Genomic DNA, 16,793 nt, shown 5'->3' on the forward strand with positions numbered 1-16,793 from the left:
AAAATATAAACAAGACTAATCATTTCTTATATTCGCGAATAAAATCCGCGAACTCTCTTTTTTTGTCCAAAGTCCAAGGTGCTAACTCAAAAACCTCCTGAGCAAAAGTGTTAAACGCTTTGACTACATGAGCGTTGGGTACTTCTGTAGCTAACTTTTCTGCTAAGGATTGCTCAATAGGCGAGTAGGTAAATCCTTCTGGAATCTCAAAATTGTTGCAATCTATTAGGATTCTGCCATTGAAAATCTCAATCGAGGAGACTACTTGTACTGAATTTACTCCTCTAATAGTATAAAGTAACACATCCCCAAAGGCGGCAGCTTCGTCGTTTGTTCCACCCTGCGTATTATGTCCCGCCAACTCAGCAACAGCTTCACCCTTTTCTTGAGTTCGAGCACCGAAGAAGACTTGATGTCCCTGCTCTGCCCAAAGAATACCAAGAGAGCGCCCCATATTGCCACTACCAAGAATACCAATTTTCATCTAAAAGCCTCCGGGGGTTGCTTACTGTACCTATTTGCTCAACCTGGGTTTGCGTATGCACTCAAACTTATCACAGATGCTTTAGGGCTGTCTTTGACATTCTTTGTAAAAATGTTACAATCTTGGGATAACTTTGCTTCTAATACCAATTAAGTGTCGGTACTTGTTGGGAGCTAATCCCGTCCAACGTCGGAAAGCGTGATTAAAAGCACTTAACTCTGAGTATCCTAATAGCAAAGCTACCTCAGTCAATGATAATTCAGGATCTTTGAGATACGTTAGAGATATTTGATATCGGGTTTTTTCTACCAATTGCTTATAGGTGGTATTGCGATCGCGTAAGTATCTTTGTAAAGTACGACTGCTAAATCCTAAGTCAGTAGCTACATCTCCTATTGTCGGATATCCTTGTGGCAATGAACGAGTAATTGCCTGATTTACCAAGGTGACTAGTTTATTATCTACTTCTTTTTCAACGAAGAATTGATGCAATCGACTTTCCAAAATAGGTAAGAGACTCAAATCAGCGAACGGAACTTTTTGTTTGAGGAGTTCGCTTTCTATTGCAATAGCATTAACAGCTTGGTTAAAAAACACAGGTGCATTTAGCACTTGTTCGTATTCTGAAGTATTTTTAGAAGAATTATGCTCTAGCCACACTCTTTTGGGATACCAATGTTGACGAGTGAGAGTGCGAATGCTATTGATGGCGAAAGCAATCGCTGTTTCAGCATCCTGTCGTCGAACTGAAATATTTACATCTTTTATTTGATAAGATAACCAAGCTGTATTGCCATCAGGTGTCAGAGCAACTTCAGTTCCTTGTTGCCATACACCAAAATATTGAACTAAGCTATTTAGAGCCGAACCTACGTTAGCAGAGTTTAGTAGAACATAGCTCAATATACCAAAGTTAGACACATGATGCGTAAAACCATAGTGCAATCCAAAAAAATCATCTTTACTGAGAACAGCAAGCTTCTCTAATAATTGAATGTGCTGGTGTAATGAAAAATCTTTAGTTTGATTGGCAATATCTTCAATTGTTAGCCCAGCCATTTTAAGAATAACTTGTCTGTCAATGCCTAATTGAACCGCTCTCTGAATGGCGTTTACAACAAATTCCATTGCGATCGTGGGTGGTAGAGTCATCTCAAAATCTCTATGAGTATGGAACCCGTTTGGCTGTCTAAAATCACTTTTTGGGAATTGCATTTCTAGTCATATTGGCATTTTATATCAAATTTTGTGTCGTGTAATATCAAGACACAAGAGAAAGCAATCTTTTACTATAGATGTTGGTAAAGCCGACAAGCTCGAACGTTACTTTTGTAATGATATGAATGCCAACATGATTCCAATCTCCTCTTTTTTTATTGGGCTTAATGGTCTCATAGCCTTTAGTTTGTCCTATATTGTAGTGATGGAACGCACAAGAACTAGAATATGGCACGGTGAGTCAAAAGAGGATGTTTTGATGCAGCCCGATCCGCTAACACATCCAACACCATGGGTTGCGACAGTCGAAAAAATCAGTCAAGGGTTGTCTGTCAACAAAACTACAGATGAATCTATTTTACAGCGCAAGGTTCGCGCCCACGGAAATTTTACAGAGTACGTACCTATTGGTTTGCTGTTTATTATTGCACTGGAATTAATGCACTCTGTAGTTTGGTTAGTATGGTTTCTTGGCGGAATGCTCACATTAGCTCGAATTTTTTATGCTTACGGTGTTATTACTAAATATGGTCCTTCTATTGGACGTGCGATCGGTTTTTTCTCAACAGGATTTGTTTACATAGTTGGTAGCTTAGCTTGTCTTTACTACAGTTTAATTAGAAGTTTTTTATAAAGTAAATTTTAAATTGCCAAATGTATTGTGTGGGTTGGGTAGAACGGCAACACCTAATAATTTGATTAAATGTTGGGTTTCGTTCCTCAACCCAACCTACCTTTTCTTTATTTTTACTTTATAAATTATCTCTTAAGCAAGAGAATCTTACTCATTCTATATTAACATTGGGTTAGCTCAAACTGATTGGGTTTACAAATCAGTTAACAGTCTGGCTTTTCTAAGTAAAAACTGTAGCACTGTTTCTGAAGAGGAAATAATATCTGCTCTGGCTTCCATACCTGATTGAATGGTACATTTACGATCGCCTAGCTTGAGTTCTAAGCTTTCTGGTTGGATGAATACTTCATACACGGCACTTGTCTGAGTCATGGTGTTGTTAGACGTGACGGAATCTGGAGAAATGGAACTCACTTGAGCTTTGAGCGTTCCAAAATCAGTATAAGGACAACCAGAAACTCGCACTTGCACCATTTGACCCTTTTTCACTTTGCGAAGATGAGAAGAAGATACAAGTGCTTTGATGACTAAAGGAGAATCATTGGGTGCAATTTCAGCAATTACATCACCAAGTTGTACGACTTGTAAGGTGTTGCGTAGTTTAAGCTGTTGAATTACCCCAGATGCAGTAGCCCGAAGAACTGTCGCTTTAATATCATCTCTTACTTGTTGAAGTTCTTCTTTCTCGCGGTTTAATGTTTTCTGAATTTCTACTCTTTGTTGAATGAGTTGTTCTCGCTCTCGATCTAATTTAGCTAAAGATATTTTCACGGCGGCGGTTTCTTCGGCAATTTTGGCTTTCGAGATGGAAAAGTTTGCATCATTGGAGTTGAGACCTGCTAATGCTGCTTGCAGTCTTGCTTCTGCTGCTTTTACTACTTGTTGTTGCTGCTTGATAGTTTCTTGATGCTCTTCTACACTGGCTGTTTGTAATATGAAGAGTTGTTCTTGCTGTTGTACGGCAAGTTGTGCTTCTTGAAATCGATCGACAGAAATTGAACCGATTTTTGCTAAAGGTTGATATCTATCTCGCTTTGCTTTGGCTGCTTCTAATGAAACTTCACTGGATTTTAACTGAGCTTGGGCTGATTTTAAAGCTAGCTGAGTTTTGCGTAATTCTACTTGAGTTTGTTTTAAATTGGCTTGAGCTTCTTGTAATTGAGCGGATGCGATCGCTTTTTTTTGTTGGACATCATATTCGTTGCGGTTAAGTTCGGCTTGAGTTATGGCAATAGCACGGTTAGTCCGTTTGCCTTCTGCTGTTATCTGTTTATCTAATGCTTGAATTTGAGCATTCAATTGAGTCAATTGCAGTGTAGCTTGTTCGATATTAGTGAGTAGTTGCTTTTTTTTAGTTTGCAAACGGTCATCATTCATTGTGGCAATGACATCACCTTTTTTTATTACCTGATTTGCTTGTACTGCAATGCTTTTAATCGTGCCTTCTGTTGCAGCTTGTACTAAACGCAATTCCCCGTTGGGTCGAACGATTGCCGGAGTTTTAATTGTAACTTGATATTTTAAGCAACTCGCAAGTATGAGGGTGACACTAAAGATACTTACGAGAACAATACCACCAATAGAACACCAGTTACTAATAGGAGGTAAGAATTCCTCTGGTGTAGCAGAGTGGAGAAACTCTGGATTCAGAAACCCTGTACGTTTCGTTTCCGAGGGTGAATCTGCATCAAGCATATGGAGTTGGTTGTATGAAGAATTGAACTTTGCCATTTTAGTTGATTTTTCTTAAAACTGTGTTGTAATTTAAACTTTTGATTAAGTGTATTTTTGGAGCTTGTTGAATTTTCTATCTATAAACTAAAATCTACGCATACGATAAAATAAGTTTGCTTCATTCACCGAATGAAGTTCTAATACTTGTAAAGTCGTGTTTTTTAGTGTTTTGTATATCCCTATATAAGGACAAAAATTATGTTCCCTAAGAAACACAAGCCGCACAGTCAGGCAGAGTTATGCAAGCAAAACAACAAGTGGCTAAACTTTCTAGCAACTCAAGAGCAAGAACTCAAACTTGCTGAAGAGCTAAGCGATGCTCAAGGTTCGAGTATAGTAGGTGGTTCGTTCCGTAAGACTAGTGGTTCATCTGCATCTGGTTCTTCAGCCAGAGGCTAGAGGATACCTCATTTACAGTTGTGTCACAGCATAAAAAATTTTGGCTAGATTCGAGACTTTATCGAGCAACAAAAGCTCAAAGTGGGAATACTAATCAAGTTGAAAACATTATGCCTCGAACGATCGCCGCTTAATGAAATACCAAATAATCTTGCAACACGGTGAAGAAGATTGTGGTGCTGCTTGCATCGCCACGATTGCCAAATATTATGGGCGCACCTTTGCAATAAACCGCATTCGGGAAGTTGTTGGTACCGGACAACTAGGTACGACGCTTGTGGGTTTAAGACGTGGCGCTGAAAGCCTTGGTTTTCATGCTCGACAAGTTAAAGCAGCTCCTCAAGCGATCGCTCGACTCAGTGAAGTTCCTTTGCCTGCTATTATTCACTGGAAAGGATATCACTGGGTTGTTTTGTATGGGCAAAAGAACAAAAAATATATTATTGCCGATCCAAGTGTCGGAATCCGCTTAGTTATACTCAAAATGAAATTACCCTAAAAATGCTCTAATAAAAATTAGGACAGGCTTATAATGCAAGAAACTAGGGGTGGTAAGTGCCAAAAAAGATCTATTTAAATAGGAGTATCGATAACTCAACTGTAGAAGCAACTATTGTTAATTTAGCTACCAAGCACGTTGAAGATTTTGAAAATCAATGGGCTGAATTGCTTAGACAGTACAAACAACAAGATAAATTTTGGGATTTGATGGTAAAGCTTAGAATGATTTCTAGGTTCGATAATTACGAGGGCTATGCAGTTGAGTATGAAAACCAAACTGAAGGTTTACTAGTGATCGAAACAACTATGCACGGTTCACAAATAACACTTGGAAAACGTTTAGTTTATATTTACTATATCGCTACAGCACCGTTAAATAGAAAAATTATTCAGAACCCACCAAAACTTCAGGGTATTGGAACATCGCTGCTATTATCTACTAGAGAAAGAAGTTTGGAGCTTGGTTATGAAGGTAGAGTTGGGTTACATTCTTTACCTGGGTATGAAAAGTTTTATGATAATCGGGGAATGTATGATTTAGGTCCCGATGAAGATTTAGATGAGCTAGTATATTTCGAGTATGGACTTTGGCGTCAACGCTTATAAGGAGGTTAAAATGGACAACCCAAAAGAGCAACTCTATTCAGTTTCCAGTCCTCTCGATTTGTTACTTGATTCTAATTATATGCAGCAGGCAATAGCAGACGAAGCAGAAGTTGGAGGAAATATCGGTGCTGGGTTGGATTGGGGATCGCATATGGGTACATTATTATCCGATTTCCCCCTACTTGGGCGTCTGACTACTTTACGTGTATCGCTCAATCGTGAAGCACGACTAACTATTGAAGCTCTGAATTTGGGAGATGGAACCAAACAGATAACACGAATTGCGAGAGCGTGTATAAAAAATAGATTGTTATCCCCGATAGAAGCAGCTATTCCTCGTATAAAAGCTGTCCTGTCACAAGATGATTTATATACCGAAGAGTACATATCTAACAGGCAAGTTTTAAAATCTTTACTTAAAGAACTTCTTACAGATTCAGACAGAGAAGAAATCGCAGCAGCAGGGGCTAGCTTGATACGCACAAAAATTGTCTCTCAACTGAGCTTCTCGGAGGAAGTATTATTATGATTAACAGCAAAACAAGCCAGAAACCAGAGGAGTTGTTCTAGCAACTCAAGAGCAAGAACTAGAACTTACTGAAGATCTAACTGATGCTTAGGGTTCAGTATAATTGGTGGAAGTCCCAGACGCAGAAGTGGTTCTTCGGCATCCGGTCAAATTGCTTGTTAATGGATACACAATTTGCAGTATTGTCGGGGCACTAAAAATTTTGCTTAAAGAAGCACTGCTTTGAGCAACAAAAGCTCAAAGTGGGAATACTAATCAAGTTGAAAACATTATGCCTTGAACGATCGCCGCTTAATGAAATACCAAATAATCTTGCAACACGGTGAAGAAGATTGTGGTGCTGCTTGCATCGCCACGATTGCCAAACATTACGGGCGCACCTTTGCAATAAACCGCATTCGGGAAGTTGTTGGTACCGGACAACTAGGTACGACGCTTGTGGGTTTAAGACGTGGCGCTGAAAGCCTTGGTTTTCATGCTCGACAAGTTAAAGCAGCTCCTCAAGCGATCGCTCGACTCAGTGAAGTTCCTTTGCCTGCTATTATTCACTGGAAAGGATATCACTGGGTTGTTTTGTATGGGCAGAAAAACAAAAAATATATTATTGCCGATCCAGGTGTGGGAATTCGCTACGTTCGTCACGATGAATTAACAGCTGCTTGGGCAAATCGCATTATGCTGTTACTCGTACCGGATGAAATCCGCTTTTATCAACAAGAGTCAGATAAAATTGATGGTTTCAATAGGTTATTAACAAGAATTTTGCCTTATCGCAATATTTTAACTGAGGCTGTTGTTATTAACTTAGTTATGGGGCTTCTTGCTCTTGCCAATCCTTTTCTCATTCAAATTCTGACTGATGACGTATTAGTACAGAATGACACGTATCTTCTGACAAGCGTGGCTATTGGTGCTATAGTTATAAATATTTTTAGTAGTACCTTAAAGCTAGTACAAACTAATTTAATTGCCCAGTTTGCTCAACGCTTGGAATTAGGACTAATTCTAGATTTTGGCAAACAAATTTTGCGCCTTCCCCTAACTTACTATGAAACCCGTCGGAGTGGGGATATTATCAGCCGACTTAGAGATATCGAAGAAATTAATCAGTTAGCTTCTCAAGTTATTCTCCACCTTCCCAATCAACTGTTCGTTGCATTGGTTTCTTTAGGATTTATGTACTCTTATAGTTCTAAATTGTTTGTTTTAGCTATATTTTTTGCTTTATTAATGACTTTGACTACATTTATTTATTTACCTAAATTACGCAAGCAGATTCGTGATATCATTGTTAATAAATCGGAAAATCAAGGAGTTTTAATAGAAAGCTTTAAAGGCATACTGACTCTGAAAAGTGCCAATGCAGCACCTCAAGCTTGGGAAGAAATTCAATATCGTTTTGGTAGTCTTGCTAATCTTAACTTTCGGACAATTCAAATTGCGATCGCTAATAATGTCTTCTCTAGTTTAGTTTCTGGAGTTGGTAGTATTGCCATACTTTGGGTTGGTAGCAATTTAGCGTTCGCGCAAGAATTAAGCATTGGTCAACTCTTGGCATTTAACACCATGAGTATTAACGTGACGATTTTAATCAACACCTTAATTGATATTATAGAAGAAGCCACTCGCGTACAAACAGCTGTTCAACGCATTACAGAAGTTATAGACACGACTCCGGAAGACCAAAACGAACAGCGCAAACCTTGGGCAGATATTCCTAACGATGCAGAAATTATTTGTACAAAAATTCATTTTCATCATATTGGTAGAGTAGAATTATTAGAGAATTTTTCCTTAACAATTCCTGGAGGTAAAGTTACTGCATTAATCGGAAGATCTGGTTGTGGAAAAAGTACATTTGCTAAACTCATTGCCGGATTATATACTCTCAAATCTGGTAATATTTGCTATGGAATTTATAATCAGAAAGATTTATCTTTAGAATGTAGGAGACAGCAAATCATATTAGTTCCTCAAGAAACTCATTTTTGGAGCCGTTCTATCCTAGATAATTTTCGCTTAAGTTACCCCAATGCATCTTTTGAGCAAATTGTTAAAGCTTGCCAAGTTGCTGGAGCAGATGAATTTATTAAAGAATTACCAGACAACTACCAAACTGTATTAGGGGAATTTGGCGTAAATCTTTCAGGAGGGCAAAAACAGAGATTAGCCATAGCCAGAACACTAGTTGCCAATCCATCTATACTGATTTTAGATGAATCAACAAGTGCGCTAGATCCCATATCAGAAGCAGAAGTTTTAGATAAAATTTTATATCATAGACAAGGTAAGACGACAATTCTTATTAGTCACCGTCCCAGAGTTATAGGGCGAGCAGACTTTATAGTCTTCTTGGAGAAAGGGCAAGTTAAAATACAAGGTAGTCCCCAAGAATTGTATTCCTACTCAGGAGAACACTTAGAATTTTTAACCCCTTAAGTTGAAACTGGTGAAAGAGGGGAGTGTCTCGAATTTGCTAATTGCCCTCAGAATAGAATTCTGGGGCTATACAAACAAAGTCCACCTACGTGGACTTAATAAGACGTCCGCGCAGGCGGTGAGTCCAGGGAAAGCAGGCGGGTTTCCCAACCTAGGGAACTGGCGAACCCAGAGGGACTTAGCTTGTATAGTCGCAATTTCAATCGCGGGCGTGTTTTTTCCAAATTGGGATGCTCCCTAGAAGAGTGGATGGTAAAGTCAGATATATGTGGAGGTTATAACTATGACCCAAGCACAAACACAAGCACATACCGAACAAAAATTATATACCTTTGATGAATTTATCGAATGGTATCCAGAAAACTCGGCATTTCGGTACGAATTGCATGATGGAGTCATTGTCGAGATGCCTAAACCTAGAGGGAAGCATTCAAAGTTAACAGGTTCTCTTATTGAAAGATTACTTATAACTATCAGAGAGATGGGAAAAGGCGATGTTTGGACAATACCCAGAGAATCGATTGTAAAACCGTACCGCGACAAGTCTGGATACGAACCGGACATCATTGTTTTGGATGAAGAAACGATCGGTACTGAAACTCGCTGGGAAAGTGAATCAATTATTCAAAATGCCACTTCAGTTAAATTAATAGTAGAAGTTGTCAGTACAAATTGGCAGGACGACTATTTCGACAAACGCCGCGATTATGAAGGTATGGGAATACCTGAATACTGGATTGTAGATTATGCTGCTTTAGGTGGACGTGATTTTATCGGCTATCCCAAACAACCTACTATCTTTGTATACGAGCTGATTGACGGAGAATATGTAAAAACAATGTTTAGAGGGAATGATATCATCGTCTCCCCCACACTTCCTGGTTTTAATTTAACCGCGCAACAGATTTTTGATTTGGCATTGAAAACTGGAACGGCTGAAGCGTGAGGGCAAATATTCCTCAACTAGTTTCCCGTTATATTCGGATTGCTAAAAGCTGGATTTTTCACAAACTCTTCATCAGTCAAACTTTTTAAAAACTCTAACAAATCCAGCTTTTCTTGAGAACTCAACTTAAATCCAGAAATAAACTGACTCTTTAAAGGATTTTGACTTCCTATTCCTGTAAATTCTCCACGAGTAATAGTTCTTCCACCTGCTGCATAATGAGCGATCGCTTCTTCTAAAGTCGCAATACTACCATCATGCATATACGGTGCAGTCAGAGCAATATTTCGCAAAGTTGGCGCTTTAAACTTGCCCATATCCTCTGGTTTGTGAGTTATTTCGTGTATTCCCGTGTTACTTGCGGGATATGCACCTTTCCCATCTATATTATAAAGTCCTGTATTATGAAAAGCAATTTCTTCAAATGCCGAACGTTCGTGTTTAATAGAATCGCTAAAATTCAAGCCACCGTGACAGTGAAAGCATTCTAAACGTTCGCTATTAAAGAGTGCTTCACCTCGCTTTGCTGAAGCAGAAATTACATTTTTATCACCTCCATATCGATATTTATCGTAAGGCGAGTTTACCGAAATTAAACTACGTTCAAATGATACTAGTGCTTTGGTTAAATTATGGAGATTAATATTATTATCTCCTTGACCAAATGCAGCAGTAAATAACTTGTGATAATTAGTATCTTCCCGCAACATCTTTAATATGTCTTGTTCCTTACCCGCTAAACCCATCTCGACAGGACGTTCCCCAAACATTGGGACTAATGCTTGGGCTTCAAGTTTTTTCATTCCTGGATGCGCCCAAGTCAAGACGGAATTATATGCTATGTTTGCAAGACTCATTGCATTCCGAGGGTGCTGTTCTCCTGTCGTACCAACTGATACAGATTTCCCGTCAGTAAATGCTAAAGCTTGAATGTGACAGGAAGCACAGGCAAATTTACCGTTGACAGAAAGACGTTTTTCGTAAAATAAATGGCGACCAAGTTCTACCTTTTCTACTGTCATCGGGTTATCACTTGCTACAATTGGTTTGGGCATCCAAGCAGGAATATCCCAAACATAGGTATTACTGGATAATGGTGCTGATAAAACTTGATTCAAACTAATGGATAAGCTGAATGCGATCGCGAATATGATTGACAGTACAAACCAGCGTTTCCATTCAAAAATCATGTGTTTCACTTCACACTAAATAAAGTTTGTTTTACAGATGATTGACCGCCAAAAGGAATACCAAAGTTTGCCATAATTTCAGTACAATCTTTATCGTTAGGTTCCGACATACACCCTGGTGGTGTATTTGGCTGATTTTGGCTTAAATTGGTGTTCGTTACCAGTTTAGCAAGATCGACAACAATCTTGTTTTTACTCGGATCGAAGTTAGTTAGGATAATGCTTGATGTGTTAGGATTGCTACATTTAGTTATCGGTTTTTGGCTGGAAGTTTCTGCTTGACAACCCGTGCTTCCTAAATGAATGAGAAAGGAATTACTTTGTTCTTTTTCACCATGTTTGTGTTGGTTTGTTTGAGTTTGGTTTTTGCTTGTGGATTGAGTTTTAGCTGAGAATGCAAAATCGATGCGAGCAAACTTATATCCAAATTGCCAATTCCACCATAACGAAGTCAAATTTAGAGGTGAAGGTGCAAGCGTTGAATCTTCGTGATTGAGGTTGTCTGGTAAACCTAAAGTAAATTTTATCGCTTTATATTTACCTTGGGGAATTGTACCGACAACGAGATCGCGGGTTTCCACCGTTCCATTAGCACAAGCACCTGTTTTATTTTCAAAATCGATTAAAGCAACGTTTTGATATTGCCATTTGCCGTCTTGAGTGAGAGATAAAGGAATTGCTTTATTGTTGTCATCGATTAGGGTAATTTCGGAAATATAGAAGCGAAAATCTAAGGGCGTGACAGTTGTTGCTGGTTTGCCTAAATTGTAATTGCTGCCACAACGAAAGGGCTGATTTCCAACTTGACCAATAAATTTGATTGCAATATCCTGAGTTTGAGCAGCATTAACTTGTGGAAAAATCAGATTTTTAAAAAAAGGTAGTATAGCAAGAATTGCTAGAGAAAAAACAGTCCATTTCTTGAGATTTTTCATATAAAATTCATTCAACTTCATTTAATATGTTACTCAAATGTCTTGAGTTTTGAGGTCTAAGTCTTGAGTTCTTCTCGTCTCAAAAGCCGTCTGATTCTCTTGTGCATTTACTTGCTGAACGACTAGCAAACACATTGTGCCTGTCATACTTATGTAGACACACTGTTAGAATTTCAATGTCTCCTCCTATACCCTATCCAAAGTATACGTATATGCAAGACTCAGACCGCAATTACAGGGTATTGCGCCGTAAGACTTTCAGTTAAGATTGTTGACTTTGTAGAGTCTTCTTGTCAAACGACAAGCCGTCAAATAACAACTTTCCATTCACTATTTTTAAAGATGTTTACAAGATTACCGATCCACGGCAGAAATAATGACAGCAAGCTTAAACTTGAGGCGACGCCGCTCACTTGTGCAGAAAAGTTAGGGTTGACTCTGAAATTGGTGTCCGCCTGCTTCAACTTTGAGCTTCCCTTCCTTCCATCCCAGATAAATTGGAGTTTTGTTCCCATCAGCATTTTGGTAGACGGCGTAGTGATTTCGCCAGTCGTGGTATTGCCCCTGACGCCAAACTTTTGGGTTACCCTTTGAGAGTGAAGCCAGAGTAAAAGTCAATTCCCAAGGTATGTGCGTTCCGAGCGGCATCAGCATCTTCAGCTTGGAGGAAGGCAATCGCTTTTTCAGAGTTCCCAGCTAGAAAGTCAATCATTGCTTTGGGGTAGGACTTCTTTTCGTTCTCAAAGGCTGTATTTCCGTAGTGACTTCCCGAAAGTTTGGCGATCGCATCTCTTGAACGCTGCTGAAACTCATCTGACATCTGTTGTGTCCATTGTGACTGAGTAATGGATTGCGTATTGCCAAGTAGTAAGCTCAGCAAGCAAACAATCGTGGCGCAATTGAGGTACTTAAGGTACGATTTTTTCACGGGGGAGAGACATTCCTTTGAAACTGAGCGACCACCAAACTAGATGGGTGAACTGAGCGCACTCGAACCAAGTGAAGGTGAACGCGAGGTAGGCAATTGCCACTGCCTCAATGCCACGATAGGGTGATTTGATGACTTGCCATATACAGAATGCTAACAGGGCAAGGTAGGGCAGCATCCCCAGTAAACCTACGGATAAAGTTGTGTCTAAAATCAGATTGTGTGCTTTCACTGTCGGTAGCTGTGCTGTTATTAGCTGCCCATTCTTGTCTTGGTAGTCGAAGGTGAAGTCATCCAAGCGAATGACCTTTGCTAGCTTTTTGCGGTACTGTACCTCTGGGTAAGCGGCACCAAAACCATCCATACCCCATCCGAGTAAGGGACGCTTGTCAATACCACGCTGTGATACCTCCCACAGGTGAACTCGGTCTGATGTGATTTGTTTGATAACTGGTAGTTTGTCAAGATGCCTGGTAGTCGTGGTGATACCAACTACCACCAGACACGCCAGCGCCGACGGGACTAATAGCTTGTAATGAGATCGTCCTAAAAGATAAGCGGTTGCTACCATCAGGGCTAACAATCCTGCCCGAGTTTGGGTGAGCAGTAGGGCGGGGATAATGAGGACACTAGCGATAACAGCACACTGAGTACTTATCTACTGCCATTGCCAGCCCACAAGTGTCATGACTGCGGTTGCTGCTAGGACGAATGACGCATGACCCCGATGGGAGTATAAACCGATTGGCTGTTGGTTTTGGAAAATGGTACTGGCTAAAATATTCTCCCTGAGAATTTGTCCTGATGTGACAGTGTAGTCGATTTTCCAGTTAATGGCTTGGGGAAAAATACTGATGGCAAGGATAACGCTACCAATGACTAGACCTTGCAGTTGCGATCGTCCTAGTTCTGGATGCAGTCTGAGCAGTAGGGTATTGCTGAGGGTGAAGATTGCTATGAGTACCCAGTAGAGCAGCCCATCACCCATCTGTTCTTGACCGAGTAGCGATCGTAGGGGGAAAGGACTCGTGAGAGTTGAGATGAGTCCAACACCGAGAAATATCTCCCACAAGAGTTTGCTAATTTTCCAAGTTTGGGGAATCTTGAGTTGGAACCTTTCTGACCACAGGATTAAAAGGTTGAATATGCACGCGAGCAGGATGATGAGTACTTTTGGTTGAGTCCAGATTTCCCCTCGCTTTACTCCCCACGGATTTATAAAAATGATGCTAAGGGAAAACAATAGGGTGTAAAGATGGTTCACGACTGCTTGTCTTTACGAATTTTCATGGCTTTCACTACACCCCATGCTGCAAGTGCCAGCAGTCCCAATGCGGATGTGGATTCAGAGGTAGAGACGTGAGATTCAGACTTGTGATCTTTATCTAATGGAAGTTTTTGGTCTTTAGTTGAGTTAACCGCAGCAGCTCTAAAGCAACCGCCACCACCGCTACCACCGTTACAAGGAGGTGGCGGTGGCGGTGGTGGATCTTGCTCTTTATAGCCCTTAATATTTTTCCATCCCCATTTGATGCCGTCGTAAATTACAACTTTTTTCTGACGACTGGAAGGTGGTGTTGTTTCCTTGACGAAATAAAGCTGTGCCTCAAAGCAATACCTTTACCAATTGTGAAGAGAGGTGGTGGTAGAGAAGTGAAGTTAAAGAATCTAAGAAGTCTAGTACTAGAACATCGATTCAGTAACAGGCGATCGTAAGGTAAGTCAGTCAGCCCAGTCAAAAAAGTTGGTAAGTAATAGTTGTATGAACGAATCCAAAAGCAAAGGTAAGTTGAAGAGAATGAAAATCACATAGCTGGGTGAAGGGGGTCGAGACAATTTGCTATCAACCACCTGTTGGGGCGATAAGTTGGGTACGGCTTGCGGCTAAGCGATCGCACTTACCTGACGAGCGCTTGTGACTGAATCGGTGTTCTAGGTGAAGTGAGAAAACCTGAAAAAAGAAGAGGGCAATAGTAGTAGAGTTGTTGTTTACCACAACGACAACTCAGAAAGCAACTTTAGCCCATGTTAGAAATTCTAGCACTTTTACAATGCCTACAACCTCATGTCAAGTCAAAAACAGTGGATAAGCAACCTTATTAGGAAAAAGTACTCTGGGAGGTCTGTTAATTTCTAATCGTATACTGTTTGATTCAGAGGATGTCATGTCGGTCACCCTATTAATTGCTGTATCTTCACACATTAGCTAAATTTCTGAAGGTGAAGCTAGTACAGCTTGGCACAAGTCAACATACCATGAGATGTTGCAGTCGGGAGAGCACTTCAAGTTCAGGAGATTTTTACAGCCCTTCGCCTCACATTACCAACGTAGCAACAACAACATTCTCTCAAGTGTTGGGTAGTCTCGCTTAAGAGAAGTTGCCTCAAGAGCTATTAAAAATCCTTCAAGAAATAGCAGAATGGGTAAATGCATAAGTATTTAATGCAATATGCTGTATGTGCGACTGCGAGATAAGTCAAAGAATGTTTTTAGCTCGATAATCAATTCTTTGCTGTTTTTGATTTTTAGTAAATCCCAAAATTTACTGAATTAATAAACCCAGCATCTACGGAATCAGTCAATGAAGATTTCTTGTTACTTTGTTTGTCTCCTATGTATTTCAAAGTAAAAAAGCTAAGGGTTGGCAAAATCATTAATAGATAGTGAAGGAAATTCTTGTGTTTTCTTTTCATTTCATGATTCGATAAGAGTAAACTTGACAGAAGGTAGAGTCCCCCAATATGTCCAAACTTTTCGGCGTATTTATCCCTCTTTCATTTTGTGAGATGCGATAAGCAACCTTATTAAGAAAAAGTACTCTCAGAGGTCGATAAATGTCTAAACTTAGACTGTTTGATTCAGAAGATATCATGTCAGTCACCCTATTAATCGCTGTATATTCACACATTAGCTAATTTTCTGAAGGTGAAGCTAGTACAGCTTTGCATAAGTAAACATACCATTAGAGGTTGTTTGAAAAATGGTTAGTTGTGATTTTAAGCACTTATCGATCCCCCCTAACCCCCCTTTTAAGGGGGGAAATATTCTCAAATTTCCCCTTTTTAAGGGTGATTTAGGGAGATATTGAAGGTTTTACTACCGATAAAAAGACTTTTAAAACATCCTCTTAGAGGTTACGAAAATTAGATTGTTTGCAGGTGTCCTTAACGGTCGGCGGAAATACGCCGACCTGTACTAATACTTGGCTATCCAAGCATCAACCTTACCTGCATTACTACCTCCCAATGCACCCCTAGTAATTCCTGTAATGTAAACATTGCCAGCACCATCAACGGCAACACTATAGGAGGAGTCATCACCCGCAGTACCTAACTGTCGAATCCACTTTGAATTTAAAGTATGAGATTCTACTGGCACAGTCGTGCTCTCAATGCTGAGATTGTAGAAGGTGCTTGCCCCACTATTGCCTGGGTAGACACGGATGTAGTAGGTGCCTGCATTTAGAGTTCTGCTGATAGATTCAGCCGCAGTGCCACTGTTAGTTGAAGTGGCGATCGCATTCCCATTGCTATCTAGCAGTTGCACATCAGCATTCCCACTCAAACCATTCAAGGCAAGATTTAAGCTCTTAGTAGCGTCGAGGTTCAAACGGTAGTAATCGTTGGTGTCAGCGCTACCTACCCAATCAGTATAAGTGCTGGTAGTAGAATTTAGGGTGATTTGATGCGCATTGCTGAGGGTGTTAAGAGCGTAGTCGTCGGGTGTAGCAGATACATTCAAGTTGTAATTGGTATTAGCACCATTAAAGGGATAGACTCGAATATAGTAAGTGCCTGCATCCAAAGTACGGCGGATAGATTCAGCTGTAGTTCCACCGTTAGTTGAACTGGCAATGACTTCACCGCTATCGACGATCCCATTGCTGTTAGCGTCCCGAATCAACTGTACGTCAGCATCAGCAGCAAGACTATTGAGGGTAAGATTAACACTGCTTTTCATACCGAGGCTCAAACGGTAGTAGTCGTCAGTGTCAGTACTACCCACCCAATCACTGTAGGCGCTAGCTACTGAATTTAGGTTAATCTGACGTGCATTATTGAGAGTGTTTCCCGCAAAGTCATTGATTGTTGCAAAGACGCTCAAATTATAGCTGGTGTTAGCGCCGTTGTATGGGTAAACTCGAATGTAGTAGGTGCCTGTGTCTAGACTGTAGCTGATAGATTCACTCGCAGTGCCACTACTAGTTGAACTAGTCAGCACGTTACCACTGCTGTTGAGCAATTGTACA

16 protein-coding genes and 1 pseudogene are annotated in these 16,793 nt (G+C 40.1%); 7 read left to right on the forward strand and 10 right to left on the reverse strand.

What is annotated here, in order from left to right:
* Positions 1-19: 19 nt before the first annotated feature.
* Both ACKTT2_RS03325 and qhpR read right to left on the reverse strand, forming a co-directional pair.
* Positions 20-484: an NADPH-dependent F420 reductase gene (locus ACKTT2_RS03325; protein WP_407883953.1), complete on the reverse strand. Its 465-nt coding sequence runs from the start codon at positions 482-484 to the stop codon at positions 20-22.
* Positions 485-598: 114 nt separating this feature from the next.
* Positions 599-1,636, reverse strand: coding sequence for an AraC-like transcriptional regulator QhpR (qhpR, locus tag ACKTT2_RS03330; RefSeq protein WP_407883955.1), 1,038 nt, complete (start codon positions 1,634-1,636; stop codon positions 599-601).
* Between the two features lie 94 nt (positions 1,637-1,730).
* On the opposite strand from qhpR, the gene ACKTT2_RS03335 reads away from it, so the two are divergent.
* Positions 1,731-2,336, forward strand: a complete 606-nt coding sequence (locus ACKTT2_RS03335) for an MAPEG family protein (RefSeq protein WP_407883957.1) — start codon at positions 1,731-1,733, stop codon at positions 2,334-2,336.
* A 192-nt stretch (positions 2,337-2,528) separates the two neighbouring features.
* Here the strand turns inward: ACKTT2_RS03335 and ACKTT2_RS03340 are convergent, their stop codons facing one another.
* Positions 2,529-4,067 carry a beta-barrel domain-containing protein gene (locus ACKTT2_RS03340; RefSeq protein WP_407883959.1) on the reverse strand — a complete coding sequence of 513 codons (1,539 nt, stop codon included), beginning with the start codon at positions 4,065-4,067 and terminating at the stop codon, positions 2,529-2,531.
* Positions 4,068-4,268: 201 nt separating this feature from the next.
* Between ACKTT2_RS03340 and ACKTT2_RS03345 the strand changes: the two genes are divergently transcribed.
* The 6 genes and pseudogenes from ACKTT2_RS03345 to ACKTT2_RS03370 all read left to right on the forward strand — a co-directional run bounded on the left by ACKTT2_RS03345 (position 4,269) and on the right by ACKTT2_RS03370 (position 9,490).
* Positions 4,269-4,469: a hypothetical protein gene (locus ACKTT2_RS03345; RefSeq protein WP_407883962.1), complete on the forward strand. Its 201-nt coding sequence runs from the start codon at positions 4,269-4,271 to the stop codon at positions 4,467-4,469.
* A gap of 133 nt (positions 4,470-4,602) precedes the next feature.
* Positions 4,603-4,944 (forward strand): annotated as a pseudogene (locus tag ACKTT2_RS03350) (cysteine peptidase family C39 domain-containing protein); the annotation flags it as partial.
* 80 nt (positions 4,945-5,024) lie between these two features.
* Positions 5,025-5,576, forward strand: coding sequence for a GNAT family N-acetyltransferase (locus ACKTT2_RS03355; protein ID WP_407883964.1), 552 nt, complete (start codon positions 5,025-5,027; stop codon positions 5,574-5,576).
* 10 nt (positions 5,577-5,586) lie between these two features.
* Positions 5,587-6,105 carry a hypothetical protein gene (locus ACKTT2_RS03360; protein ID WP_407883966.1) on the forward strand — a complete coding sequence of 173 codons (519 nt, stop codon included), beginning with the start codon at positions 5,587-5,589 and terminating at the stop codon, positions 6,103-6,105.
* Between the two features lie 294 nt (positions 6,106-6,399).
* Positions 6,400-8,544, forward strand: coding sequence for a peptidase domain-containing ABC transporter (locus tag ACKTT2_RS03365; protein ID WP_407883983.1), 2,145 nt, complete (start codon positions 6,400-6,402; stop codon positions 8,542-8,544).
* 283 nt (positions 8,545-8,827) lie between these two features.
* On the forward strand, positions 8,828-9,490 hold the full coding sequence (locus ACKTT2_RS03370) for a Uma2 family endonuclease (RefSeq protein ID WP_407883968.1): 663 nt from the start codon (positions 8,828-8,830) through the stop codon (positions 9,488-9,490).
* 17 nt (positions 9,491-9,507) lie between these two features.
* On the opposite strand, the gene ACKTT2_RS03375 is transcribed toward ACKTT2_RS03370, so the two are convergent.
* From ACKTT2_RS03375 to ACKTT2_RS03405, 7 genes are all read right to left on the reverse strand, one after another.
* Positions 9,508-10,680, reverse strand: a complete 1,173-nt coding sequence (locus tag ACKTT2_RS03375) for an MbnH family di-heme enzyme (protein WP_407883987.1) — start codon at positions 10,678-10,680, stop codon at positions 9,508-9,510.
* Positions 10,681-10,685: 5 nt separating this feature from the next.
* The gene (locus ACKTT2_RS03380) at positions 10,686-11,636 is read right to left on the reverse strand and encodes an MbnP family copper-binding protein (protein WP_407883970.1); all 951 of its coding nucleotides are present in this window, start codon (positions 11,634-11,636) and stop codon (positions 10,686-10,688) included.
* Positions 11,637-12,198: 562 nt separating this feature from the next.
* Positions 12,199-12,543 (reverse strand): hypothetical protein, encoded by a 345-nt coding sequence (locus tag ACKTT2_RS03385; protein WP_407883973.1) that lies wholly within the window; start codon positions 12,541-12,543, stop codon positions 12,199-12,201.
* Positions 12,524-13,126, reverse strand: a complete 603-nt coding sequence (locus ACKTT2_RS03390) for an O-antigen ligase family protein (protein WP_407883975.1) — start codon at positions 13,124-13,126, stop codon at positions 12,524-12,526. Before ACKTT2_RS03390 ends, ACKTT2_RS03385 begins: the two co-directional genes overlap by 20 nt.
* Before the next feature lie 75 nt (positions 13,127-13,201).
* Positions 13,202-13,615, reverse strand: coding sequence for a hypothetical protein (locus ACKTT2_RS03395; protein WP_407883977.1), 414 nt, complete (start codon positions 13,613-13,615; stop codon positions 13,202-13,204).
* 771 nt (positions 13,616-14,386) lie between these two features.
* On the reverse strand, positions 14,387-14,539 hold the full coding sequence (locus ACKTT2_RS03400; protein WP_407883979.1) for a hypothetical protein: 153 nt from the start codon (positions 14,537-14,539) through the stop codon (positions 14,387-14,389).
* Positions 14,540-15,739: 1,200 nt separating this feature from the next.
* A partial coding sequence (locus tag ACKTT2_RS03405) for a pre-peptidase C-terminal domain-containing protein (protein WP_407883981.1) occupies positions 15,740-16,793 on the reverse strand: 1,054 nt, incomplete at its 5' end.

Source organism: Scytonema hankhaensis NUACC26 (assembly GCF_045865695.1).
Taxonomy (GTDB): Bacteria; Cyanobacteriota; Cyanobacteriia; order Cyanobacteriales; family Nostocaceae; genus Scytonema.

Bases quoted from the DNA above. Each gene is read 5' to 3' on its own strand.
- ACKTT2_RS03325 (WP_407883953.1), bottom strand. From the start codon at position 484: ATGAAAATTGGTATTCTTGGTAGTGGCAATATGGGGCGCTCTCTTGGT.
- ACKTT2_RS03365 (WP_407883983.1), top strand. From the start codon at position 6,400: ATGAAATACCAAATAATCTTGCAACACGGTGAAGAAGATTGTGGTGCT.
- ACKTT2_RS03340 (WP_407883959.1), bottom strand. From the start codon at position 4,067: ATGGCAAAGTTCAATTCTTCATACAACCAACTCCATATGCTTGATGCA.
- ACKTT2_RS03375 (WP_407883987.1), bottom strand. From the start codon at position 10,680: ATGATTTTTGAATGGAAACGCTGGTTTGTACTGTCAATCATATTCGCG.
- ACKTT2_RS03380 (WP_407883970.1), bottom strand. From the start codon at position 11,636: ATGAAGTTGAATGAATTTTATATGAAAAATCTCAAGAAATGGACTGTT.
- ACKTT2_RS03345 (WP_407883962.1), top strand. From the start codon at position 4,269: ATGTTCCCTAAGAAACACAAGCCGCACAGTCAGGCAGAGTTATGCAAG.
- ACKTT2_RS03370 (WP_407883968.1), top strand. From the start codon at position 8,828: ATGACCCAAGCACAAACACAAGCACATACCGAACAAAAATTATATACC.
- ACKTT2_RS03360 (WP_407883966.1), top strand. From the start codon at position 5,587: ATGGACAACCCAAAAGAGCAACTCTATTCAGTTTCCAGTCCTCTCGAT.
- qhpR (WP_407883955.1), bottom strand. From the start codon at position 1,636: ATGACTCTACCACCCACGATCGCAATGGAATTTGTTGTAAACGCCATT.